This window comes from Kordiimonas sediminis (assembly GCF_014656395.1).
GTDB lineage: Bacteria > Pseudomonadota > Alphaproteobacteria > Sphingomonadales > Kordiimonadaceae > Kordiimonas_A > Kordiimonas_A sediminis.
Window position 1 is genome coordinate 55,231 of record NZ_BNCI01000002.1, and the last position, 24,542, is coordinate 79,772.

Sequence of the window (24,542 nt, forward strand, 5' to 3'; positions counted from 1 at the left end):
GGCTGCCGGGTCACCAATAATTCGGTGAATTGTGGGAGGATAGCGACCAAAAGAGAAAGGGAGACAGCAGTGCTGTCTCCCTTTCTGACATTCGTTTAGTCTGGATGGCCTGATGCCTACCGACTAAACTCTACAAAAGCTTTAATGCCGTCTTTCATGGCAAGCAGGTCCAGCTTGTCACTGACAGCATAGGGGGTGTGGATAGATAAAACCGGTGCACCAAAATCAATGGTATCGATGTTCTGTCGGGCAAGTTCGCGCCCCAACGTGCCACCACCTGCTTTGCCGACTTTGTATGTGCTGGTTTGCCAGGGCACGTCATTGGCGTCCAGTGCTGCCCGTGTCCAGGCAATCAGTTCGCTATTGGCATCAAAGCCGCGCCCGTAAAGTTTGATGTTCACACCGCCGCCCAAATGGGGGGCGTTCCCCAGTTCCCATGCAGACGGGTTCATGGGGTTAACGCCCGGGTTGACGTCGATTGACAGGGCTTTTGACTGCGCAAATGTTCCGCTTAGGATAGGTTGACGGTATGCGTCACCAATCTCTGCGTATAGAAGATTGCCAATCAGGTTTGGCAGATACATGCTGGAGGCGCCGGTCACATTGTTGTTGCCGCTTTCTTCATTGTCGGCAAGATAGATGATCGCGGTCTGTGGCAGGTTATTGGCCTCTGTTGCTGCAATCAGGCTGGAAAAGCCTGCCAGTCGGTCATCCTGCCCGTAAATTGCCATCAGGCGGCGGTCAAATCCAACATCCCGTGGGCGCATGGCGGGAACTAACGACAGTTCTGCAGATACCAGATCAGCAGGTTCAATGCCGTATGTATCCTTCAGGTACGACAGAACCCATTTACCGACACTTTCTTCGCCGTGTGGGCCGCTTGCAACGATTGGGTCCAGCTCTTCATGGGCGATCAGGTCGCTTGCTTTGCGGCTGGTGCGGTCCCGGGATGTGTGGGGAGATAGTTCGGGGATAATGAAAATTGGATCATCCGGGTTCAGGCCTACGTTGATTTCCGTAGTTGATCCATCTTTGCGGTCAACGCGCCCAACCAGCGCGAGGGGAATATTAGTCCACTGGTATGTGCGGATGCCGCCATGATAGTTGGTTTGGAACAGGGCGAAGCCTTGTTTTTCATAGAGGGGGCGCCCTTTTAGTTCCAGACGCGGGCTGTCAATATGGCTGGCAACTATGCGTACACCGTCTTTGATAGAGGCTTTGCCGCCAAGGATGATAGCAAGGGCTCTGTCCCTGTTACTGTGATAATATTTATCGCCCTTATTTACTTGTGTGCCTTCTGACCATTCCTTGAAGCCGTTAGCCTTCAGAGTTTTAATCGCGGCAGCCACGGTTAGAAGTTCTGTGCGAGCTTCTGCCAGAAACGACTTATAGTCTTCGCCAAACTGCATTGCAGCTGCCACATGATTGGGGTCTGCATTTTTCCATCCGTTTTCACAAGTTGCCTGCTGGCAAAGTTCATTGGCGGATGCCATGGGCGCTGGTGCAGCCGTGATGGCCGTTGAAAGCATAAAGGCAGAAAGTATGGTTCTGGCAAAAGTCATTGATCCCTCATTTTGTCTATGTCTGTTTTTGAGAATGCATATTTATCAGGGGAATTGTAGGCTTTGTCCAGTTCTGAAAACTCTGTGAGGAGTATGGCGCATTGTCTATAGATAGGCTATATGGTTCATACTTTTTGCAAGGACCAGAGTAAAAGGACCCTACATGAATAAATCGGACATCTATCAATCTACGGCGGAGGCAATTCTAGCCGTTCTTGATGGCGAACCAAATGTTACTGCGCGTATGGCGACAGTTTCCTGTCTTTTATCACAGGCATTTCCTGATCGGTTTTTTTGGACCGGCTTCTATTGTGTTGATCCGGATAAATCAAAAGAGCTTATTGTGGGCCCGTACCAAGGGACGCTGGGGTGTCTGCGCATTCCTTTTGGGCGCGGCGTATGCGGTATGGCGGCTGCAACTGGTGAAACACAGATTGTCAAAGATGTACATGCTATTGAAAATCATATCGCGTGTGACAGCCGCAGTAATTCAGAAATTGTGGTGCCGGTCTATGGCGCAGATCAGAAACTGATTGCCGTGTTCGATGTGGATTCAACCCAGGTGGCAGCGTTTGATGAAACAGATAAAACGCATCTGGAAGACATTTTAAATAAAGTATTTAGCAAAGGATAGGGACGATGAAATATTTGCACACCATGGTACGTGTAAAGGACCTAGAAGAATCGCTTGATTTTTATTGCAATAAATTTGGTTTGATTGAAGTAGGACGCAAAGACGTGCCGGAAGGGCGCTTTACGCTTGTATTCCTGGCAGCGCCGGGGGATGAAGATGCACAGGTTGAGCTGACATACAACTGGGATCCGCAGGAGTATGAAGGGGGCAGAAACTTTGGACATCTAGCGTATGCAGTTGATGATATTTATGCCCACTGCCAGAAATTGATGGATGCTGGGGTTACTATTAATCGACCTCCTCGGGACGGTTATATGGCATTTGTCCGTAGCCCGGACGGAATTTCTATCGAGCTTCTGCAAAAGGGCGAAAGATTGCCGCCAGCAGAACCTTGGGCTTCGATGCCAAACACTGGAGAATGGTAAAAAAATACTTTTGTTTGGAAAATGTGCCTGCGTTAACTTAGTCTTAAAACTAGAGACGGTTAAATTAGGCGCGATTTTTAGGGCCGAGGGTTAAGAGGGTAACGGGGTGACACTACACTGGTCGAATAGACTTTCATTCAGGCTTGCAACCACCGCAGTGATTATTGCATTCGCTTTAGGTTTGGTTTTGTCCGCTGTTCAGGTTTATCTGGATTATCTGGATGAAGGTGATTTGCTTGAACAGAAAGTCATCAAAAGCCTGTCTGTGGCTGATAAAGCCGCGACACGAGCTGTTCTTATTCTGGATACTGAGCTGGCGCAGGAAGTTGTGTCCGGCCTGATGGAATATGATTATATTAGTGAGGCCTCTATCCTGGATGATCACGGAACGGTCTTGGCTGGTCGGAAGCGGGAAACAGAAGCAAACCCTGTCCGGTTCGGTTGGGTTCGTATGTTCATTGATGATCTGGTACCTTACAGTTTTGGCCTTACGCTGCCGGAAACCATGGCGGAAGATCCAGGTAGCCTGCATGTAGTCGTTGACCGGGCTGTTGGGATGCAGCCATTTTTCTCCCGTGCTGTGACAACATTTTTGTCCGGGTTTGTCAGGAACTTTGTTCTGGTTATGCTACTTTATTTTGCATTCTACCGGATCGTGACAAAACCGCTGACCGATATTGTTGAGAAGGTCGCCCGAATCAGCCCTGAACAACCTGGCGAGCAGCGGATCGAAAAGCCTGCGTCCCATAAAAATGACGAACTTGGTCTTTTGGTGTCACAAATTAATATGGCTTTTGATGCAGTGCAGGTGCTGCTGGATAACCTTCGGTCCACCAACCGCGCTCTGTCTTCCTCTGAGGAGGCACTCCGCCGTCGGTCGTGGGAGTTGGAAAAAGAAGTTGAGCGTACAAAAGAGACAGCCCGTCAATTAATCGCCACCAAGGAAGAAGCAGAAGCCGCTAACCGCGCGAAAAGTGTTTTCCTTGCCAACGTATCGCATGAACTTCGGACACCTCTTAATGCTATTATTGGATTTTCCAGTATCATGGCAGACGAAATGTTTGGGCCGGTCGGGCAGCGGAAGTATCAGGAATACTTGCAGGATATTCGGTCTTCTTCGGAACATCTATCCGATGTTCTCGGTGAAGTGTTAGACTTGGCGAAAATTGAGGCCGGTCAGATGAAGCTGGAAGAAGAGCCCGTGGATATTAAGAACCTGTGCTCTGAAAGCGTCTCTCTCGTGTCGGCACAAGCCAGTACCAAAGGTTTTGGCATAACAATGCAAATTGCTGATGAGCTGCCTCATGTCAATGGTGATCGTCTGCGTATCAAACAGTCCATTTTGAATTTATTGTCGAATGCGGTGAAATTTACACCTAGTGGTTCGGAAGGCGTAATTTTGCGGGCTGGTATGCTGGAGGATGGCAGTCTGCAGATTGAAGTGCAGGACCACGGTATTGGAATCCCGGAAGATGAGCAGGAGCTTGTCTTCTCGCCCTTCATGCGCTCAGCCTCCGCGCTTAGTCGTTCTCACGAAGGGACCGGTCTTGGTCTTGCGCTGGTGAAATCCTTCATTGAGGAGCATGGCGGAAGCATCAGGCTTGAAAGCACGCCAGAGGTTGGAACAACTTTCTTCGTTGTATTCCCGCCAGCACGAATAGTGGCAAACGCGGCGTAGCATCAGGGTATTCTGCAGTAAAAAAAGCCGGGAATTTTCCCGGCTTTTGCAATTCAGGCCCAAGGGGTATGGAATGTTACCGGGCGGTCCACCCGCCATCAATCGCAACCGATGTACCGTTAAAGGATTTACCCTGATCAGAGCATAACAGCACGCACATGCTTGCCAGTTCAGAAACTTCGACAAATCTTTTATTGGGCTGTGCTGCCAACATCACGTTCCGGATTACATCTTCTTCAGACATGCCGTGCACTTTTGCCTGATCTTTGATCTGGCCTTCCACCAGTGGGGTTTTAACGTATCCCGGACAAATGGCATTGACGGTCACATTCTCGTCCTCTGCTGTTTCCAGACCCAGGGTTTTAGTGAACCCGATAACCCCGTGCTTGGCAGCGACATAGGCTGATTTGAAGGGGGAGGCAACAAGGCCGTGTACGGAGGCGATGTTTACTATCCGGCCGTACCCTGCAGAGCGCATAGCAGGTAAAGCGGCTTGTGAGGTATAAAAACAGGACGAAAGGTTGATCGCGATGATCTTCTCCCATTTGTCGGCCGGGAACTCTTCCACCGCAGAGACATGCTGAATGCCAGCATTGTTGACGAGAATATCGACACTGCCCAGCGTCTTGATACTGTCTTCGACCAGTTTGGTCGCTTCGTCACCACTGGACAGGTCGGCAGGGATGTAATGGACTTTAACACCAGTCTCGGATGCAATTTCAGCGCACAGCTTATTGATTTCATCCAGATCACCAAACCCGTTTAGAATGACGTTCGCACCCTCTGCGGCAAGGGATCTGGCAATGCCAAGGCCTATTCCGCTTGTGGAGCCGGTAACGAGAGCATTCTTTCCCTGAAGTGAAGCCATAAAATTCCTCCTGACTAGTGAATGTTTTGCGCTGCACTATAGGGTCAGGATCTGGGCAATGCCAGTGGTATATGTTGAAGATGCTGGTTTAAACATAATTTATTTACCCCATTGCGGTATTGTTTATCCCGATGTAGGGTTATTTTAATGCACTGCAACATTTTCAGTGCCACAGCAGTAGAGTGCCGATTTATGTTATATACCATTTATGAAATGCAGCATGCTGCCTTTGCACCTGTCCGCTTCTGGGCTGATCAAGGACAAAACTGGTTTCGTAATCCCTATAACCCGCTGGCGAATACGCCGTACGGTAAGGTTGCGGCCGCCAGCTTTGATATGGTGGAGCAACTAACACGGCGATATGGTAAGCCGAAATTTGGTCTTGATGAAACTGTTGTGGCTGGGAAAACCGTTCCGGTTACGGAGGAAATTGTCTCCCGCAAGCCATTTGGTCAGTTGAAGCACTTCAAGCGACAAGGGAGCCCTGCAGATCCCCGGATTTTGGTGGTGGCGCCCATGTCTGGCCATTTTGCGACCCTGCTGCGCGGCACTGTTGAAGCCTTATTGCCTGATCATAATGTCTATATTACCGATTGGCGCGATGCGCGGGACATCCCAGTTGTAGACGGTAGTTTCACCCTGGATGATTATGTGGCCTATATTATCGACTGGCTTGCTGATCTGGGGCCCAATACGCATATACTGGCCGTCTGCCAGCCTTCTGTGCCGGTGTACGCGGCGGTAAGTCTGATGGAGGCCGAGGAGCACCCCTGCACACCGCCGACGATGACGTTGATGGGCGGGCCTGTTGATACACGGAACAGCCCAACCGAGGTAAATACACTGGCGACCACCCGTCCCCTGTCCTGGTTTGAAGAAAATGTCATAACCACGGTGCCGCTTCCCAATGCCGGCTTTATGCGCCGTGTGTATCCTGGCTTTTTGCAGCTGGCAGGTTTTATGACCATGAACCTCGGTGATCATGTTGATAAACATCAGGAATTGTTTGAACATCTGATCGTTGGTGATGGTGAAAGCGCAGACAAAACCAAGGCTTTTTACGAGGAATACCGGTCGGTTGCAGATATGACAGCAGAATTTTATCTGCAGACAATTCGCGTAGTGTTTCAGGATCATTTGCTGCCTAAAGGTGAATGGATTTCAAATGGTCAGCGCGTTGACCCAGCCAATATTAAAACAACGGCCATTATGGCAGTTGAGGGTGAGCTGGACGATATTTCTGGTCTTGGCCAAACGAAAGCTGCGCTTGATATCTCGGTAAATCTGGCAGAAGATAAGAAAAACTATTATGTGGCCGAAGGGGTAGGGCACTACGGTATTTTCAATGGCCGTAAATGGCGGGAACGCATCGCGCCAGAGGTGAAAGCTTTCATCAGAAAGCATGACCATACGACCAAAGGGAAGTAACGCAGTATCTGCCTCGCAGATGGTGGGAGGCATCAGGTGGTGAACTATATTTCTTCTGCGCTTAGGGGCGCGCTTGTTTCAGGGCTTGCTTTATGTAGCGTGCAGGCACAGGCAGGTGATACGCCCCAATCAACAATCGAAAATTTGTTTAAGGCAATGTATGCCGGGAACGGGGCTGCTGTGCGCTCGGCCTTTGTCGAAGATGCGACCCTTGACCGGGCGACCAAGGAAGGTGGCTTGCGTCGTAGTGGATTTTCAGGCTGGGCTGACTGGGTGGATACGCAGCAGGCTGGCGATGCGGATGAACGGATTTTTGGTCTAAAAGTACAGGAATTTGGTTCCCTTGCCACCGTATGGGCGCCGTTCAAATTATGGTATAAAGGCGACCTTGTCAGTTGCGGCGTGAACACATTCACGCTTACAAAAATCGATACTGACTGGAAAATCATTCACGGTATTGACCGCCATCATGACGGAGACTGCACCGACTTCAATCCTTAAGATGAAGTCGGTACGTATGGTTTGGTTGTTTAAATAGAATCTAGTGCCTGTCGCAGGTCAGCGATCAGATCGTCGACATGTTCGACACCAACAGAGATTCTGATCATGCTTTCTGTGATGCCCAGACGGGTTTTTACATCGTCAGGTACATCAGCGTGCGTCATGCTGAAAGGATGTTCAATAAGGCTTTCTGTACCGCCAAGGCTGACAGCCAATTTAATGAACGACAGGGTATCGAGAACGCGGAAGGCTTCTTTTTCGCCGCCTTTAACATCGAAAGAGAAAGTAGACCCTGCGGATAAACACTGCTGATCATACACTTTGCGCGCTTCTGAGCCTTCTTCAAGAAAACCAAGATAATGAACCCGTTCAACTTTTGGATGGTCTCTGAGGTATGACGCAATGTGCGCGGCATTTTCGGCAGATCGTTCCATCCGTAATTTCAGTGTTTCAAGGCTACGCATAACAAGCCAGCAAGTGTGCGGATCGCACATGGTGCCAAGGATAGTACGGAACCCCATCACAGGGGCCATAACCTCTGCAGAGCCAAGGGCAGCACCCGCCACTACGTCAGAGTGCCCCGCCACATATTTTGTCAGGCTGTAGATAGAGATATCAGCACCGTGCTTCAGGGCTTGCTGCCAAACGGGGCCAAGAAAAGTATTGTCGACCATGATAATGGGTTTGTGGCCGCCCTGTCTTTCCGCAATGGCATCAACGAGTTTACGGCACCGCTGCAGGTCAACCAGTCCGTTGGTTGGGTTGGCTGGTGTTTCGATGTACACGACCGAAATACGCCCCTTGGTCAGGCCTTCTTCAAGCGCATCGGCAAGTGTATAATCCAGCAAGCCGGACTCAAACTCGACACTCTCCACGCCAAATTCAGGCAGGATGTTACGAATGAGATATTCTGACCCGCCGTAAATAGGGGCAGAGTGAACAATCACATCTCCCGGACGCAGGTATGCCCACAGACAGGTTGAGATTGCTGCCATGCCGCTTGAAAATGAAAGACCCTTCTCTGCGTCTTCCCAAATGGCAAGTCTGTCTTCCAGTACTTCGAGATCAGGGTTATTGATCCGGCTGTATATCAGGCCGCTTTCCTCGCCCTCATTGGCGGTGCGTTTGCCGTAGGCAAGTTCGAAAAATTCCTTCCCATCTTGCGCGTTATCGAAAACGAACGTGCTGGTCATGAAAACGGGCGGCTTTAACGCGCCTTCGGACAGTGCGGGGTCGTACCCGTACCCCATCATTTGGCTCTCTGCGTGGAGTTTGTGGTCGCCGATGTAACGCTTATGATAGTTTTTCTTCTGAGTTGGCATTCTTGTTCCTCCCTACTGGTATGTCTTTGATGCCATATTTGGTTACATTTGCAACTAGTATTTTTTGTGAAGGCATAAACTGGTGTTTGGGGTTGTTTTTCTGAGGCAAACCCTGTCTAAGGGAAAAGAGTTTCCAAAGGTGTACGGCGTCATGCGTGAAGAAAAGTCTAAAAATGTATGGTATCTAATTGTGGCGCAGGCGTTTTTTCTGTCGTCGTCGATGACCAATGTGTCATTTGCAGGTCTTGCTGGGAAAATGCTGGCGGCTGACCCCAAGCTGGCTACGGTACCGCTATCGCTGGTTATTGTTTCAACTGCATTGACCACCGGGCCATTCTCCATGTTGATGCAGCATAAATCCCGCCGATTTGGTTTTATGCTTGGTAGTATGCTGGGTATTTTATCAGCCGCAGTCTGTGCCTATGCCGTGCGTATCGGCAGTTTCGATTTGTTCTGCGTCGGGACATTTTTGATGGGGCCATATTTTGCCAGTGCGCAATATTATAGATTTGCAGCCAGTGAAAGTGTGCCGAAGACCCACGCTGCAAGGGCCATTTCCCTTGTGTTGCTGGGCGGATTAATTGCGGCTTTGATGGTGCCTACGGCCAACGCCTGGTTTAATGAGCATTTCATGCCTTATACATTCATGGGGGTGTATATTTTTGTCGGCATCATGGCGGCTCTCAGTATTGTCCCCATATTGTTGATGGCCCCCATTGGTTCGCCTGCACATTACACGCCAGAGGATGCCTCCGGCGAAGAAGGGCAGAAAAAGGGTCGACCTCTCTCTGAAATTGTCAAAGACAGGACCTTTTTGGTTGCGGTTACAAACGGTATTGCCGGATATGCCATGATGACATTTGTCATGACAGCCACACCGCTTGCGATGGAGGCATGTGGTTTTGGATCCCTGACTTCCAGCCATGTTATCCAGGGGCATGTGATCGCGATGTTTTTGCCCAGCCTGTTTACTGGCCAGTTGATTGCCCGCTTTGGTGTTATGAAAATCCTGTTGGTGGGGCAGGCTTGTTTCGCTCTTGCCTTTATCACGGCCCTGTCCGGGATAGAAGTTCAGCAGTTTTCAATTGCCCTCGTACTACTTGGTGTTGGTTGGAACTTCTGTTTCGTAGGCGGGTCGCACTTGCTGACTACGGTGCATACTGAGGCAGAAAAAGGCAGGGTGCAGGGACTGAACGAATTTATTGTCTTTGCAGTGTCTGCCGCTGGGTCACTGGCTTCGGGCTTTATACTGAATGAATTTGGCTGGACTGTTGTTAATCAGGTTACCTTTGCCATCCTGGCTGTGGCTGCGGCTGTTACGGTCATACATGTTCTGAAAACACGCAACACGGTCGAGAGCCTGTAATTCCCCAAAGGTTCAGTATGGTAGCCCGGCGTTGTTTCTGGGGCTTGCTTTGTATCCAGTCTTAATAATGAGGCGGTGGCGGCTCTGACCCCGGCTTGGCACCTGCTCCCGACTGGACTTCCATTTCGTAGAGTTGGTCATCCATTATTTTCAGTTTCGCCTGTAGCTTGTCGATAGCAGCCCACTGTTTGGTCACAACATCGCTCAGGGACTCTATGGTTTCTTCCTGAAACATTAGTTTTTGCTCTATGTCTGCGATACGGTCCTGCAGGTCGTCTATTGTTGGAGATGATGGGGACATGATCGGTTTCCTGATCCTTGGTTATCTTTTTTGTCGTTTAGTGTGACAAAAGATTTCAATTTTCATTGGCGGTTGCCATTGGTGTATGACTGCTTTATCCCGGACATAACCGAAAATGTGGAGGAAGTGAATGCTGATTGTCCTGAGCCCTGCGAAGAAACTTGATTTTGAGAGCGAGAACCTGCGTGCTGGGGGCACTGAACCTGTGCTGATGGAAGATGCCAAAGAATTGGTGAAAAAGGCGCAAACGCTGAAACCTGAGAATCTGAAAGCCATGATGGGCATTTCAGATGCGTTGGCTGAACTCAATATGCAGCGTTTTCATGCATTCAAAACTCCCTTCACAGACGCCAATGCGCGTCCTGCACTGGATGCATTCCAGGGGGATGTTTATGTTGGCCTGGATGCGGACAGCATGTCGGAAGACGACCGCAGTTTTGCCAATGAGCATATCAGAATACTTTCTGGCCTATATGGGGTCTTGAGGCCACTTGATCTGATGCAGGCATATCGTTTGGAAATGGGAACGAAGTTCGCAACGGACCGCGGCAAAAACCTCTATGATTTTTGGGGTGCCCGGATTTCAAGTGTGCTGAATGAGGCAGTAGGCCCAGACCGTGTTCTGGTTAACCTTGCGTCAGGGGAGTATTTCAAGGCTGTTGATAAAAAGTCCCTGAATGCACGGATTATTACGCCTAACTTCAAGGAAATCTCCAATGGGCAGGCCAAGATTGTCTCTTTCTTTGCCAAAAAGGCACGGGGCATGATGGCCCGGTATGCGGTGGATAATCGCATTACCGACGTGGACAAGTTGAAAGACTTTGACGTCGCTGGGTACCGTTTTGACCCTGATCAGTCCACGGATGATTCCTGGATTTTCACGCGTCCAAAGCCTTAAAATAAGCGAAAGTTATTCCGCTGGACTGTCTGATCACATGAATGTGAAATGTGCGGAGCTACAATAGACTCCGCCATAATTTTCTCTATACTCGCTATTCTAACAAGAATGTGATCGGTGTTTCTGGCACGACCTGCGCCGATCAAACGGGATACGGGGAACACAATGAAATTTTCGATCAATGGACAGTCTGTCACTTTTGACGGTGATGAAGAAATGCCACTTTTGTGGATGTTGCGCGATGTGCAGGGTCTGACTGGCACCAAATATGGCTGTGGTCAAGGGCTTTGCGGGTCATGCACCGTTCATGTAGATGGTATGGCTGTGCGGTCCTGCCAGACACCAGTGGGTGATCTGGAGGGTACGTCTGTCACAACTATCGAAGGATTGGCTGACGGGGATAAGCTAACGGAACTTCAGCAGGCTTGGGCAGACAATAATGTACCACAGTGTGGTTACTGCCAGTCTGGTCAGATAATGCAGGCAGCTAATCTGCTCGCTCAGAACCCGAACCCGACAGACCGGGAGATCGAAGACGCCATGTACGGCAACATATGTCGTTGTGGTACCTATGAACGGATCAAAAAGGCTATTCGTTCCGTAGCGGGAGATGCGTCATGACAGTAATCTCAAAAGTCTCTAAATCTGACGTGTCGCGCCGTTCTGTTCTGATGGGTATGGGGGCGACGGGTGGTCTGCTACTGACTGCGCCGATTTTCTCCAATGCGGTTCAGGCGGAATTAATGGGTAAGGATATGCTGTCTAACAGTGTGTATCTGGCCATTGATCTGGACGGTACTGCGCATTTGTATGTGCACCGGGTTGAAATGGGGCAGGGTAGCCGCACTGGCTTGCCGCAGGTGATTGCAGATGAACTGTGTGCTGATTGGGACCGAATTAAACTGCACGCTGCGTACGGTGACAAAAAGTTTGGTGATCAGAACACAGACGGTTCTACGTCTATTCGCAAATTTTACGATACCTACCGTGTGGCGGGTGCGACGGCCCGTCATATGCTTGAGGCGGCGGCGGCCAAGCGCTGGGGCGTTTCTATGGGTGATGTTGCTGCCGAAAGCCACAAGGTCAAGAATAGTCTGACCGGCGACACGCTCGACTATAAAGATCTGGTTGCTGATGCGGCGGAGATGCCTGTCCCGGCAGAAGCGGATGTGCGCCTGAAATCCAGAAGTGAGCATTCTTACATCGGTAAGCCCAAACAGAATGTCTATATGAAGGATTTTGTAACGGGTAGCAGCGAATTTGGCCAGGATGTGCGCATTGAAGGCATGGTCTATGCCGTTGCAGCTCGTCCGCCCGTTGTTGGGGGTGTTCTGAAATCTTATGACGAAGCAGCTGCACGGGCCGTGCGCGGGGTCATAGACGTGGTTGAATTGCCCGCGATGGAATTGCCAGCTGCATTCAAGCCGCTCGGCGGTGTAGCCGTGGTTGCGGAGAATACCTGGGCTGCGATCAAGGGGCGTGAAGCATTAAACCCTGTGTGGGATGATGGACCAAACGCAGACTATGATACTACAGAGTATGAAAAAGGCTTGTGGAAGGCGCTTGATGGGCCGACAGAAAAATATCTGACGCGGGGAGATGCTGCAAAGGCCCTGGCGGAAGCCGCAGATGTCTATGAGGCGAGCTATTTTGTCCCGCACCAGCATCATATTCCAATGGAACCACCCGCTGCGACGGCAAAATGGGATGGTGATGATTTGACGATCTGGGCCTGTGTACAGGATCCGCAAACCGTCCAAAATGCTGTGGCGCCGTTTGTTGGCAAGAAGCCAGAGGATATCAAGGCTGTTACAACCCTTCTTGGGGGCGCGTTTGGCCGGAAATCCAAGCCAGATTTTGCCGTGGAAGCCGCGATTGTCTCTAAAAAGGTCGGTAAGCCTGTTAAAATGGTCTGGACCCGTGAAGATGATGTGCAGCATGGTTTTTACCATGACATCTCAACCCAGAAGGTGCGTGCAGGACTGAATGCTGATGGCAAGATGACCGCGTATCAGCATATCGTTGCGTACCCGCCGATTGCGGCAACATTCCAGAACGGTGCCGGACATGCTGGCTTCCAGACAGGTCTGGGACTTTTGGACATACCGTTTGCCGCAGAAAACCTGTCCATTGAATCAGGGGATGCAAAAGCGCACGTGCGCATTGGCTGGTTACGGTCCGTTGCCAACATTCAACAGGCTTTTGCGGTCGGATCGTTTGTGGACGAACTGGCGCGTAAACAGGGCGTCAAAACTGATGCCATGTGGCATGAATTGATTGGTAGTGACCGTAAGATCAATCCTGCTGATGATGGTGCACAATATAGCAATTATGGTGAAAGTCTGGATCGTCATCCTGTGGACACCAAGCGGCTGAAGGGCGCCCTTGACCACGTAGTGGAAATGTCTGGTTACGGCAAGCGTACGTTGCCCGAAGGACACGGTATTGGCATTAGTGTACACCGCAGTTTTGTCAGCTATGTCGCCTGCGCGCTTGAGGTGCAGGTCATAGACGGTGCCCTGAAAGTGGTTAAAGGCTGGATGGCGATTGATTGCGGTCTTGCCGTTAACCCAGACCGTGTGAAAGCCCAGATGGAAGGGGCTGTGATTTTCGGTATGTCAATCGCACTTCATGGCGAAATCACCGCCAAGAATGGCCGCATTGAACAGAGTAACTTTGATGGGTACCCAGTTTGCCGCATTGATGAAGCGCCGGATGTCGAAGTGTCTATCATTGCTTCAGACGCACCGCCGGGCGGTGTAGGCGAACCGGGAGTTCCGCCGGTCGCGGCTGCGCTGGCCAATGCGATATTTGATGCCACAGGGAAGCGTATTCGCAGGCTGCCCATTGGCGATCAGTTGTCGGCATAGGCAACCCACGATCTTTCGAAAAGGAGAGGCCGCTGATGCGGCCTCTTTTTTTATCCTGTTGCGTGCGTTCAGCGGCCCGCCTATAAGCAGCAGAAAGAGTAAAAGGATTAGTCATGGCGCCACCGATTTTAAGTCTGCGATCAATTATGCTGCATTGGGGTAGTAATCCCGTGCTGGATAATCTTGAAATGCATATTGGTGCCACGGACCGACTATGTCTGATTGGGCGAAACGGTGCAGGAAAATCTACCTTATTGAAGGTTGTCGCGGGTATTATACAAGCGGACGGTGGGGAGCGCTGGGTCCAGCCGGGTACATCCGTCGCTTATTTGCCGCAGGAGCCAGATGCCTCGGGTTATGCCACGCTTAAAGACTATATTGTTGGCGGCCTGCCCGGTGATGAACAGGACCAGACATACCGCGCAGATATTCTGATCGAAGATTTGCAGGTGGTTGGGGACGCAGACCCGTCAACTGCGTCGGGCGGGGAATTGCGCCGTGCGGCGCTCGCACGCACCTTGATCGGGGAACCTGATCTGCTGCTGCTTGATGAGCCTACGAACCATCTGGACGTAGCAACAATTGAATGGCTGGAAGGGTATCTGAAAAACTGGCAAGGCGCGATGGTGCTGATATCGCACGACCGAAAGTTTCTAAACACACTGTCGTCCGCTTGTATCTGGCTGGATCGCGGTATTATCCGGCGCATGGATGACAGCTTTGACAAGTTCGAAGGCTGGCAGGAAAAAGTGCTAGAGAATGAAGCTTTGGAAGCAAAAAAACTTGATAAATTAATCAAGGAAGAAACCCGGTGGTCGGTTGAGGGTATTTCCGCCCGACGGACCAGGAATCAGGGCAGGCTTCGTCGGCTGTATGCCCTGCGCGAAGATCGTGCTTCACAGGTGAAAGACAAAGGCAGTGTTTCAATCAGCATGTCTGGCGGCGAAAAATCCGGGGCACGCGTTATTGAGGCAAAAGGCATTTCCAAGGCTTATGATGGGCGGCAGCTGTTTTCTGACTTCTCCGTAAAAATCAATCGGGGAGACCGGGTTGGCTTTATCGGTCCTAACGGCGTTGGTAAATCAACGTTGTTGAATATTTTGACCGGTCGAACCGAGCCTGATGCCGGTTCTGTTCGCCTGGGGTCTAACTTGCAGCCGCTTTTCATTGATCAGAAACGGTCTGATCTGAAAGACGATATGACGGTGAAAGAAGCAATGGCGGGTAATGCAGGCGACTGGGTTCATATCGGCGGCGAAACAAAGCATGTCATGACCTATATGAAAGAGTTTCTTTTCGATCCGTCTGTTGCCAATACGCCTGTGTCTGCCTTATCCGGAGGGGAGCGTAATCGCCTTCTGCTGGCTGCGAACTTTGCAAAGCCTTCCAATCTGCTGGTTTTGGATGAGCCAACAAACGATCTTGATATGGATACGCTTGATTTGTTGCAGGAAGTATTGTCGGATTATGACGGTACTATTCTGCTGGTCAGCCATGATCGTGACTTTCTGGACCGACTGGTGACATCTTCCATCGTGCTTGAAGGGGACGGTACGGCGACTGAATATGCAGGCGGGTATTCTGATTATCGTGTCCAGAAGGCGCTTTCGGATAAAGCAGCAGCGCCAGAGCCAGTGCGTCAATCAGCAAAGGTTACATCAATCAAGGATGCGCCGCAGAAGAAAGCGACCAAACTATCCTATAAGGATCAGCGGGAGTTGGATACTCTCCCCGCCGAAGTTGAGGCACTTTCGATGCAAATAAGTCAGACAGAAGCCGAACTGGCAGACCCGGACTTTTATGGTCGGGATCCTGTCGGATTTGATAAAAAGTCCAAGCACCTTGTAACCCTGCAGGAGACGCTGGACGCAAAAGAAATGCGCTGGCTCGAACTGGAGGAACAAAAAGAAAATCTGGCAAAATAGAAGGTCGGTATTCTGGTCGCAATATCGGGCTATTTAACCAATAATGGTGCCGATATCCTCACCCACTAAGATTAATGGGGGCGTTTTACCAGTTTTTGCGACTTTCCCCTGTTCAAGGCAGGAAAATTTGCTAATAAGAGACAACTGGTTTCGCCGCTATCGGCGATGCTACCCATTGTAAAATCAGAAATCTGATCAGAGGATACCATGGCAGGCCATAGTAAATTTAAGAATATTATGCACCGTAAAGGTGCGCAGGACAAAAAACGTTCGAAGATTTTCTCTAAACTCAGCAAAGAAATCACCGTCGCTGCAAAGATGGGCGACCCTGATCCAGAGAAAAATCCGCGGCTACGTCTGGCGGTTCAGAACGCTAAATCTCAGTCCATGCCGAAAGATAATATCGAACGTGCTATTCAAAAAGCCGTTGGCGGGGATACCGAAAATTATGATGAAATGCGCTATGAGGGATACGGCCCCGGCGGTATCGGCGTTATTGTAGAGGCGCTGACGGATAACCGTAACCGGACAGCGTCAGATGTTCGTGCCATCTTTAACAAGGCTGGCGGCAATTTGGGCGAAAGTGGTTCTGTTGGTTTTATGTTTGACCGCGTGGGTGAGATTATTTTCGCCGCGGATGTTGCTGACGCTGATACCGTTTTTGAAGCGGCGCTCGAAGCCGGTGCAGATGAAGTAGAATCCGACGCAGACAGTCATGCAATTTATACCGATGCTGCTGACATGCATGCTGTGCTATCGGCACTTGGCACGGCCCTGAATGCAGAGCCGGAAAGCGCAAACCTGATCTTTAAGGCAAAAGAGCCAACAGTGCTGGACAAAGACGGTGCTGAAAAGCTGCTGCGGTTGATTGACGCCCTTGAAGATAACGATGATGTTCAGACCGTGTTCGGCGGGTATGACATCCCTGAAGACGTTATGGCGGAGCTTGGCGACGACTAAAATGTAGCTCTGGCTATTGCCAGACGGGGGACAAGACAGGGTGATGAGAGTACTTGGACTGGATCCGGGACTACAGAAAACAGGCTGGGGCATCGTCGACAGTGACGGCACGCGCCTGAGCCATGTTGCTAATGGCACCGTGAAATCCGACCCGAAGAAGGCCCTGTCTGATCGTCTTCTCGAGTTATATGAAGGCTTAGAGTGTGTGATTGCTGAATGGCAGCCTCATACCTGTGCCGTCGAAGAAACTTTCGTTAATAAAAACCCCGCGTCGACCCTGAAATTAGGGCAGGCGCGGGGTATTTGTTTATTGGTTCCGGCACGGGCTGGCCTTATTGTTGCCGAATATACCCCTAATCATATCAAAAAATCGGTAGTTGGTGTTGGCCATGCGGCCAAAGATCAGGTGGATGCAATGATCAGGGTGCTGTTGCCCGGCGTAAAAATTAATGGTGCGGATGCTGCGGATGCGCTTGCAGTTTCAGTGTGCCATGCGCATCATGTCGGCACGTCTGCTCGTATGAAAGGAATGCTGTAGCGTGATCGTTTATAAGGGGCTCTGTACCATATGATCGCAAAGTTAAAAGGCTTGCTGGATAGTGTTGGCGATGATTGGCTGATCATTGACGTCGGCGGCGTTGGGTATCTGGTCCATGCTTCATCCCGGTCCTTGTCACAGTTACCTGCCGCCGGTGAAGCAATCAGCCTGTTTATCGAAACTGTTGTACGCGAAGATGCGATTACGCTTTTTGGTTTCACGTCGAAGGAAGACCAGGATTTATTTCTGTTGTTAACCTCTGTGCAGGGGGTGGGGGCCAAGGTTGGCCTTGCCATTCAGTCAGCCCTTAGCCCGGACGAGATTAAAACCGCCATTGCAGCGCAGGACAAAACGGCTGTTTCACGCGCCAATGGTGTGGGGCCTAAACTGGCTGGACGAATTGTGAATGAGCTCAAGGATAAAGTGACTGCCTTTGTCACGAAACCTCAAGGGGTGCAGATGCCGTCTGGCGCAGGTGCCCCTGTTGGAGCCGCGCCGCAGGGCGGTGTTATCGAAGACGCAGTTAGCGCTCTTGTCAATCTTGGTTACAAACCGGTAGAGGCGCACGGTGCCGTAGCGCGGGTGCTTGCTGACTTGGGGGCTGACGCTGATGTTTCCAAGGTTATTCCCGCAGCCTTGAAGGAGCTTTCTGTCTTATGACCGATGCAGACAGAATGGTAGACCGCGAGCATCAGGCAACTGACACAGTGGATGTGGGGCTAAGACCGCAAACGCTTGACGACTTTATCGGGCAGGAACAGGCGCGTGATAACCTCCGTATTTTTATCGAGGCTGCGCGGACCCGTGGTGAGGCTATGGATCATGTGTTGTTCTACGGCCCGCCAGGGCTTGGAAAAACCACGCTTGCCCAAATTGTTGCCAAGGAACTCGGCGTGAATTTCCGGGCAACCAGTGGCCCTGTTATCGCAAAGGCAGGTGACCTAGCTGCCCTGTTGACCAACCTGCAGGAAAAAGATGTTCTGTTCATTGACGAAATTCACCGATTGAATCCGATGGTGGAAGAAGTTCTGTATCCGGCGATGGAAGATTTCCAGCTTGACTTGATCATCGGCGAAGGTCCTGCGGCACGGTCTGTGCGGATTGATCTGCCGCCTTTTACCCTTATTGGTGCGACGACCCGGTCCGGGATGATTACCAAACCCCTGCGAGACAGGTTTGGTATTCCGACCAGACTTGAGTTTTATACTACGGAAGAATTGACCGAAGTGGTCGGTCGAGGCGCCCGCTTGCTGAATCTGTCAATGACGGATGATGGCGCGCGGGAAGTTGCCGCGCGGTCACGGGGTACCCCGCGGGTGGCGGGCAGGCTTTTACGACGGGTTCGCGATTTCGCACTGGTCGCCGAACGGCACACAGTGGATGCGGTTGCAGCAGACGCTGCACTGACCCGGCTACAGGTGGACGCTTTGGGGCTGGACAGCAATGACCGCCGGTACTTGCGCTGTATTGGTGATACGTACGGGGGTGGCCCTGTGGGTATAGAAACCCTGGCCGCTGCGTTAAGCGAGCCGCGGGATGCGATCGAAGATGTGATCGAGCCCTATCTGATGCAGGCTGGACTGGTGATGCGCACGCCGCGCGGCAGGACTTTGTCCTCTAACGGCTGGAAACACATTGGACTGACTCCGCCAAAGGGGCAGGGGGCAGACCAGATGGATTTACTTGGAGGTAACGGAGCATGACATCGCTTTCAGAAGGGCAGTGGATAGACGGTGTATTCCATTTTCCGATCCGTGTTTATTACGAAGACACAGATGTGGGCGGCATGGTGTACCACGGCCGATATGTCAGTTATTTTGAGCGGGTCAGAACCGAGAGCATTCGCGGTACGGCTGCAGATGTAAACCATCTCTTTGATCTAAGCGAAGAAGAGGGTGGGCCGCTGACCTATGTGGTTAGTAAGATCAATATTACCTATAAAAGGCAGGCAAAGATCGGCGACATTCTGATGGGGCAAAGCATGGTTACAAAAGTGCGTGCTGCGGGCATTGAAGTGAAGCAGTGGATCAGCCGCGGGGATGAGGTTATCGCAGAGGCAGAGGTGCTTGCTGCGGTGATTGGTGAAGATGGGCGGCCACGGCGCTGGACGCCAGATGCACGGGCGTGCTGGCAGCAGTGGCTAGAAGAAGCAGACGCTGCGAATACTTTAGGCAGGAGAGAGTAATGGACGAAACGTTGCAGGCAACTGAGCTGGGTGGAAATGCTGTCGATTTTTCGATCTTGGGCATGTTTGCACAGGCAGATTTTATCGTTCAAAGTGTTATGATTTTGTTGATAGTTGCCAGTGTCTGGGGCTGGTCGATTATTTTTAATACGTGGAATCGGCTGAAAATGGCTCGGGCCAAGTCAGACGAATTTGAGGATATCTTCTGGTCAGGCAATTCACTTGATGACCTTTATAGTCGTATCAAGGCAGCGCCGGATCATCCGCTGGCTGCGGTATTTGTTGCAGCCATGCGGGAATGGCAGCGTTCCCTGACCGGCCGAACCAGTGGTTTGGATAAAGTGACAGTTCAGGACCGTATCAACAAGGTTATGCATGTTACCACGGGTCGCGAGATGGACAAGCTGGAAGGCCAGGTGGGCTATTTGGCAACTATTGGCTCTGCGTCACCGTTTGTCGGGCTTTTTGGTACCGTCTGGGGGATCATGAACAGTTTTACTTCCATTGCGATGGCCAGTGATACATCGCTTGCAACCGTGGCCCCCGGTATCGCAGAGGCGCTTCTTGCAACGGCACTGGGGCTGGTCGCAGCGATCCCGGCCGTGATTGCCTACAACAAATTGTCAACGGATCTTGGCCGGTATGCCAGTCGGGTTGAAGGTTTTTCTGATGAATTTGCCGCTATCCTGTCTCGCCAGCTTGACGAGCGGGAGCGCTAGACATGGGCGCGTCTGTTACAGGTTCAGGGCAGCGGGGCCGGGGCCGCAATAAGTATCGGCCACTAGCAGAAATTAACGTAACACCATTTGTTGATGTGATGTTGGTTTTGCTGGTTGTCTTTATGGTTACGGCGCCGCTGTTGACCGCGGGTATTCAGGTTGACCTGCCAAAAGCGCAGGCGAAGCCTTTGCCGCAGGATACGAAGCCGCTTGAGATATCAATCAATCATGAAGGTGCCATATTTATTGCAGACACTGCCATCGAGCTGAATGAGCTGGTGGCACGTTTAACCGCGATTTCAGAAAACCGCAAAGACATGCGGATTTATGTTCGCGGAGACCGGCGTCTGGATTATGGGCGGGTAATGCAGATAATCGGTACCATGAATGCAGCAGGCTTTACCAAGGTTGCGTTGATCGCCGATCAGGCACCTTAGGCAAACGACATTCATACAAACCATGCGCAAAGGATAGGGTACACGCGTGAAAGTGCAAAAGGTAGGTTGGATATTGTCGGTCGCCCTGCATGTCGGGGTTGTTACCGTGGCTATGGTCGGGTTGCCGTCTTTCCGGAAAGATAGACCAGCCCCTCCGCCACCGATCGCAGTTGATTTTGTTCGTATCGCTGAACAGACACAGATTGTCGCGCCAGAGCCGGAAGTTGAGACTGAAACCGTACAGGAAGAAGTGCAGCCAAAGTATGCTAGGGAAGAATATACGGCCCCTGCACCGGCAGAGTCTGTCCCGCTGCCTACGCCGAAGCCAGAGGTGAAAGCCCCAAAACCGGAGCCGAAACCAGAGCCAAAGCCCGATCCAAAGGTTGTTGAACGTCAGCGACTGGTCGCAGCGGTGACGCCGCAAGCTAAGCCAAAACCGCCGTCACGCTTTCAAACCAAATCAATTGCTGATTTGATTGACCGGTCGAAGAAGGAAGAAACGAAACCAACACCGAAGACGGAGGCCGCGAAAACACCGAAAGCGGAGCCTGCAAAAGTAGACCCGTTCGCTGGTCTGCGTGGCCGGATCGCGACGGCGCGGCTGGTTGATGCCCTAAGTCAGAAGCTTGCCCGGTGCTGGACTTTCCCAAGTGGTGCCAAAGGTGTTGCGGAAATGCAGGTAACAGTTCGCATCTGGTTACGACCTGACGGTGACCTGTCCCGGCCGCCTCAGTTTGTTAAAACAGGGGACATGTCGGACGGTTTCTACCGGTCATTCGCGGAAAGTGCACAGCGCGCAGTACAGCTTTGTGCGCCCTATACCGAAACGATCGAGTATGTTAAGTCGGGCAGGAATTATATAGACTTTAAGTTTGATGGCCGCGAGTTTGGTGGCGGTTAGCAGTAAATAGAACGCGTTCAGGAGGCGGGAAGTAGCATGATTAAAAACTTGGTTGGGGCATTCTTATTCATTGTGATGCTGGCCAGTCACGCACAGGCACAAATAACGGTGGATGTGACAGATGCAACCAGTAATCCTATTCCGATTGCAATACCGGAATTTTATGCTGCGCAGGATCAGGAAACATCCACGGGCCGGTTGTCCGATATAGGTCTTAGCATTTCGCATGTGATAACCAGTAATCTTGAAACAACAGGCTTGTTCCGGCCGTTGTCTCCGAACGCTTTCATTGAAAAACAGCCTGCTGCAAGCGGGCGCCCCAAGTTTGCGTCCTGGCGTCCACTGGGGGCACAGGGGCTGGTAACAGGTACTGTGCGTCTGCTGCCAAATGGAAATTTGCGCGTTGAATTTCGTCTATGGGATGTTTTGTCCGGTCGTCAGATGGAAGGGGTTGGGTATAACACCCCTGTGTCGAACTGGCGGCGTATTGCCCATGTGATATCTGACCGTATTTACGAGCGGATCACGGGCGACAAAGGATATTTTGACACGCGGATCGTCTATATCGCGGAATCCGGTGACAAACTGAACCGGGTAAAACGTTTGGCTATTATGGATCAGGACGGTGCAAACCAGCAGTTCCTTACAGATGGCAGTTATCTTGTTCTGACACCGCGTTTCTCGCCAAACCGTCAGGAAATTACGTTCCTGAGCTATTACCGGGATAAGCCGCGTGTGTATCTGTTCAATGTGCTTAGTAACAAAATGGAAGTGTTGGGTGACTTTCCCGGTATGACATTTGCGCCGCGGTTCTCGCCGGACGGTAACAAGGTTATTATGACACTGGCAGAGGACGGGAATTCGGATATTTATGTAATGGATTTGCGCACGCGCCGTGTGAAGCGCCTTACCAGTCATCCCGGCATTGATACATCTGCGTCTTATTCGCCAGATGGACAGTCTATCGTTTTCAACTCTGACCGGGGTGGCAGCCAGCAGCTCTATGTCATGAATGCGGATGGTACCGGTGTACGCCGTATCTCCTTTGGCCGCGGTAGATATGCGACGCCGGTCTGGTCACCGCGCGGTGATCTGCTTGCCTTTACAAAGATTGGTGACAGCAAGTTCCGTATCGGCGTGATGCGTCCGGATGGGTCCGGTGAAAGACTGTTGACCAATGCGTATCAGGATGAAGGGCCTACTTGGTCGCCTAATGGTCGGGTTTTGATGTTCTTCCGCACCAAAGAGTATGATCGTCGTGGCCGGGGTGGGGACACCAGCTTGTGGTCAGTCGATTTGACAGGTCGGAATGAACGCCAGGTACCGACACCGTTTGACGCGAGTGATCCGGCGTGGTCACCGCCCTTGCCGATTTCCAATCAGCGGTAAGAAAATCATCCAAACCTCAGATAAAAGGCCCCGTTTTTCGGGGCCTTTTCCTTTTGAAGAACGGCTCTGGTTGGCCTTAAATTACCCGGCGTAAGGCAATGGGCTAACCCCGATGATTGTCGTGTGCAGTGCCGTTGCACCCGCTGCGAGAGCAAGTCCAATGCAGACCGCAATAGCATCATATTTTATTTGGGGTTTATGGGTTTGCGGGGCAGATGCCTGCCTTTTTTGTGCGGCGTGCGTATGGTTGCCCACAATTGCCAGCAAGCTCCACAGTAAAAAGCCGCCAAAGAGCCATAGGGAGCGGGTATCACCATTTACCAAAAGATGCGCAGCAGCCCACAGCCCAATCCCAATCATGCGAGCATCAGGGAAAACATTCCGTAGTTTTGTTGGCAAAAATGCAGAAGCTAGAAATATAAAACCAGTTGCGGTCACCAGAGGCATGAAGTGAAAGACGGCTTGCCCAGGCTCATAGATGAACAGGGGGTCAGACGTTTGCCATCCAAGTGTAATGGCGTACAGACATGCCGCAGCAATGCTGCCAAATAAAAGTCGGTACGGAAGCGCACCCATTCTGTCCATCGTTTTTGTACGAAAGTCAGGCGCATACACAGGGATAAGGTGGGCTAGTATGAAAATGCTAACACCGAGGATCAGCAGTGGGGACGTCATGCCAGTTCACCTTTCATGGTTAGCACGGTTGAGGATTTATGCCGTCAGCGGCGGTACATCCAGCGTATCATCCGCGATGCACAGGAACCAGGGGTTGAGAAAAGTTGTTGTATCTTTACCGTATTCGAGCGGGGTTCCCTCCGGGGTTAACACCTTGCCGCCAGCCGCGAGTAACACAGCATGTGCGGCAGCGGTATCCCACTCGCACGTAGGGCCAAGACGCGGGTATATATCGGCTTCCCCGGTCGCCAGCAGGCATAGTTTCAGCGATGACCCAATGGATACATTGTTAGCGGACGGGAAATGCGCAAGCCAGGCTTCTAGTTCTGGAGACCGGTGCGACTTACTGGCAACAATCGTGAGGTTATCTGCATTCGCCGCGCGGCAGGCAATAGCGTGTTTGTCTGTCACAGCGCCGTCTTCGATCGTTGCAGACCAAGCGCCTTCGCCAACAATGCCGGCGTAAAGCGTATTGGATGCAGGTGCGTATACAAGGCCCAGGACAGGCTTGTTATCTACGATCAGACCAATATTAACAGTAAAGTCGCCGCCTTTTTTGATGAACTCTTTGGTGCCGTCCAATGGGTCAACCAGCCAAAAAGTGCCGCCAGAAATATCCGGGCATTGACCTTCGGACTTCGCTTCTTCCCCCACCATTGGAATGGACGGTGCAATGCGCGCCAGATCAGCCGCAATCACTTCTTCGCCGCGCCTGTCAGCTTCGGTTACAGGGGATGCATCTGCTTTGCCGTATACTTCAAAGTCAGTCTCATATACTTCCATCACCACCGCGCCAGCTTTAAGGATGGTGGGTACAAGCTCGGCCATAATGGTTTGCAGATTCAGTGTCATGGGTGTTTTCCTGTGGCTAGGGTGTTTTTTCTTTGCCCTCTTGGTTTCCTTGAGTATGATCACCGACGAGGGGAAGGTCGGACCCTAATGCTGAACGGTGCGGCTATC

General features: G+C 51.3%; 25 protein-coding genes. 19 read left to right on the forward strand and 6 right to left on the reverse strand.

Annotated features, from left to right (window positions below):
* Positions 1–116 precede the first annotated feature (116 nt).
* Positions 117–1,562: a zinc-binding metallopeptidase family protein gene (locus tag IE181_RS07860; protein ID WP_229819264.1), complete on the reverse strand. Its 1,446-nt coding sequence runs from the start codon at positions 1,560–1,562 to the stop codon at positions 117–119.
* A gap of 163 nt (positions 1,563–1,725) precedes the next feature.
* Here IE181_RS07860 and msrC point away from each other — a divergent pair, with 163 nt between their 5' ends.
* The 3 genes from msrC to IE181_RS07875 all read left to right on the forward strand — a co-directional run bounded on the left by msrC (position 1,726) and on the right by IE181_RS07875 (position 4,299).
* Complete coding sequence (msrC, locus tag IE181_RS07865; RefSeq protein WP_191251728.1) at positions 1,726–2,196, forward strand: free L-methionine (R)-S-oxide reductase MsrC; 471 nt, start codon at positions 1,726–1,728, stop codon at positions 2,194–2,196.
* A gap of 5 nt (positions 2,197–2,201) precedes the next feature.
* Positions 2,202–2,621: a VOC family protein gene (locus IE181_RS07870; RefSeq protein ID WP_191251730.1), complete on the forward strand. Its 420-nt coding sequence runs from the start codon at positions 2,202–2,204 to the stop codon at positions 2,619–2,621.
* A 106-nt stretch (positions 2,622–2,727) separates the two neighbouring features.
* Positions 2,728–4,299 carry a sensor histidine kinase gene (locus IE181_RS07875; protein ID WP_191251733.1) on the forward strand — a complete coding sequence of 524 codons (1,572 nt, stop codon included), beginning with the start codon at positions 2,728–2,730 and terminating at the stop codon, positions 4,297–4,299.
* Between the two features lie 76 nt (positions 4,300–4,375).
* Here IE181_RS07875 and IE181_RS07880 read toward each other — a convergent pair whose 3' ends face one another.
* A complete protein-coding gene (locus tag IE181_RS07880; RefSeq protein WP_191251735.1) occupies positions 4,376–5,167 on the reverse strand; it encodes a 3-hydroxybutyrate dehydrogenase in 792 nt (263 codons plus the stop codon).
* Positions 5,168–5,359: 192 nt separating this feature from the next.
* Between IE181_RS07880 and IE181_RS07885 the strand changes: the two genes are divergently transcribed.
* Together IE181_RS07885 and IE181_RS07890 are read left to right on the forward strand one after the other, a co-directional pair.
* Positions 5,360–6,595 (forward strand): polyhydroxyalkanoate depolymerase, encoded by a 1,236-nt coding sequence (locus tag IE181_RS07885; RefSeq protein ID WP_191251737.1) that lies wholly within the window; start codon positions 5,360–5,362, stop codon positions 6,593–6,595.
* Positions 6,596–6,631: 36 nt separating this feature from the next.
* A complete protein-coding gene (locus tag IE181_RS07890; RefSeq protein ID WP_191251739.1) occupies positions 6,632–7,096 on the forward strand; it encodes a nuclear transport factor 2 family protein in 465 nt (154 codons plus the stop codon).
* A 29-nt stretch (positions 7,097–7,125) separates the two neighbouring features.
* On the opposite strand, the gene IE181_RS07895 is transcribed toward IE181_RS07890, so the two are convergent.
* The gene (locus tag IE181_RS07895; protein WP_191251741.1) at positions 7,126–8,418 is read right to left on the reverse strand and encodes a cystathionine gamma-synthase family protein; all 1,293 of its coding nucleotides are present in this window, start codon (positions 8,416–8,418) and stop codon (positions 7,126–7,128) included.
* Between the two features lie 151 nt (positions 8,419–8,569).
* Here IE181_RS07895 and IE181_RS07900 point away from each other — a divergent pair, with 151 nt between their 5' ends.
* Positions 8,570–9,784: an MFS transporter gene (locus tag IE181_RS07900; RefSeq protein WP_191251743.1), complete on the forward strand. Its 1,215-nt coding sequence runs from the start codon at positions 8,570–8,572 to the stop codon at positions 9,782–9,784.
* A 61-nt stretch (positions 9,785–9,845) separates the two neighbouring features.
* On the opposite strand, the gene IE181_RS07905 is transcribed toward IE181_RS07900, so the two are convergent.
* Positions 9,846–10,085: a SlyX family protein gene (locus IE181_RS07905; protein WP_191251745.1), complete on the reverse strand. Its 240-nt coding sequence runs from the start codon at positions 10,083–10,085 to the stop codon at positions 9,846–9,848.
* 130 nt (positions 10,086–10,215) lie between these two features.
* Between IE181_RS07905 and yaaA the strand changes: the two genes are divergently transcribed.
* The 13 genes from yaaA to tolB all read left to right on the forward strand — a co-directional run bounded on the left by yaaA (position 10,216) and on the right by tolB (position 22,907).
* Positions 10,216–10,983, forward strand: a complete 768-nt coding sequence (gene yaaA, locus IE181_RS07910; protein WP_191251748.1) for a peroxide stress protein YaaA — start codon at positions 10,216–10,218, stop codon at positions 10,981–10,983.
* A 165-nt stretch (positions 10,984–11,148) separates the two neighbouring features.
* Positions 11,149–11,604: a (2Fe-2S)-binding protein gene (locus tag IE181_RS07915; RefSeq protein ID WP_191251750.1), complete on the forward strand. Its 456-nt coding sequence runs from the start codon at positions 11,149–11,151 to the stop codon at positions 11,602–11,604.
* Positions 11,601–13,853, forward strand: coding sequence for a xanthine dehydrogenase family protein molybdopterin-binding subunit (locus IE181_RS07920; RefSeq protein WP_191251752.1), 2,253 nt, complete (start codon positions 11,601–11,603; stop codon positions 13,851–13,853). The genes IE181_RS07915 and IE181_RS07920 overlap by 4 nt, the downstream gene beginning before the upstream one ends.
* A gap of 113 nt (positions 13,854–13,966) precedes the next feature.
* A complete protein-coding gene (locus IE181_RS07925) occupies positions 13,967–15,778 on the forward strand; it encodes an ATP-binding cassette domain-containing protein (RefSeq protein ID WP_191251753.1) in 1,812 nt (603 codons plus the stop codon).
* A 207-nt stretch (positions 15,779–15,985) separates the two neighbouring features.
* Positions 15,986–16,738: a YebC/PmpR family DNA-binding transcriptional regulator gene (locus IE181_RS07930; protein ID WP_191251756.1), complete on the forward strand. Its 753-nt coding sequence runs from the start codon at positions 15,986–15,988 to the stop codon at positions 16,736–16,738.
* Positions 16,739–16,781: 43 nt separating this feature from the next.
* Positions 16,782–17,276, forward strand: coding sequence for a crossover junction endodeoxyribonuclease RuvC (gene ruvC, locus IE181_RS07935; protein ID WP_191254123.1), 495 nt, complete (start codon positions 16,782–16,784; stop codon positions 17,274–17,276).
* Between the two features lie 30 nt (positions 17,277–17,306).
* Complete coding sequence (ruvA, locus tag IE181_RS07940) at positions 17,307–17,936, forward strand: Holliday junction branch migration protein RuvA (RefSeq protein WP_191251757.1); 630 nt, start codon at positions 17,307–17,309, stop codon at positions 17,934–17,936.
* The gene (gene ruvB / locus IE181_RS07945) at positions 17,933–18,979 is read left to right on the forward strand and encodes a Holliday junction branch migration DNA helicase RuvB (protein WP_191251758.1); all 1,047 of its coding nucleotides are present in this window, start codon (positions 17,933–17,935) and stop codon (positions 18,977–18,979) included. Before ruvA ends, ruvB begins: the two co-directional genes overlap by 4 nt.
* On the forward strand, positions 18,976–19,461 hold the full coding sequence (locus IE181_RS07950; protein WP_191251759.1) for a thioesterase family protein: 486 nt from the start codon (positions 18,976–18,978) through the stop codon (positions 19,459–19,461). The genes ruvB and IE181_RS07950 overlap by 4 nt, the downstream gene beginning before the upstream one ends.
* Positions 19,461–20,180: a protein TolQ gene (gene tolQ / locus IE181_RS07955; protein WP_191251760.1), complete on the forward strand. Its 720-nt coding sequence runs from the start codon at positions 19,461–19,463 to the stop codon at positions 20,178–20,180. The genes IE181_RS07950 and tolQ overlap by 1 nt, the downstream gene beginning before the upstream one ends.
* Positions 20,181–20,182: 2 nt before the next feature.
* A complete protein-coding gene (gene tolR / locus IE181_RS07960; protein ID WP_191251761.1) occupies positions 20,183–20,617 on the forward strand; it encodes a protein TolR in 435 nt (144 codons plus the stop codon).
* A 46-nt stretch (positions 20,618–20,663) separates the two neighbouring features.
* On the forward strand, positions 20,664–21,518 hold the full coding sequence (tolA, locus tag IE181_RS07965) for a cell envelope integrity protein TolA (protein ID WP_191251762.1): 855 nt from the start codon (positions 20,664–20,666) through the stop codon (positions 21,516–21,518).
* A gap of 36 nt (positions 21,519–21,554) precedes the next feature.
* On the forward strand, positions 21,555–22,907 hold the full coding sequence (gene tolB / locus IE181_RS07970; protein ID WP_191251764.1) for a Tol-Pal system beta propeller repeat protein TolB: 1,353 nt from the start codon (positions 21,555–21,557) through the stop codon (positions 22,905–22,907).
* A gap of 81 nt (positions 22,908–22,988) precedes the next feature.
* On the opposite strand, the gene IE181_RS07975 is transcribed toward tolB, so the two are convergent.
* Positions 22,989–23,582, reverse strand: a complete 594-nt coding sequence (locus IE181_RS07975) for an NnrU family protein (RefSeq protein ID WP_191251765.1) — start codon at positions 23,580–23,582, stop codon at positions 22,989–22,991.
* A 36-nt stretch (positions 23,583–23,618) separates the two neighbouring features.
* Positions 23,619–24,434 carry a 3'(2'),5'-bisphosphate nucleotidase CysQ gene (gene cysQ / locus IE181_RS07980; protein ID WP_191251766.1) on the reverse strand — a complete coding sequence of 272 codons (816 nt, stop codon included), beginning with the start codon at positions 24,432–24,434 and terminating at the stop codon, positions 23,619–23,621.
* Between the last annotated feature and the right edge of the window lie 108 nt (positions 24,435–24,542).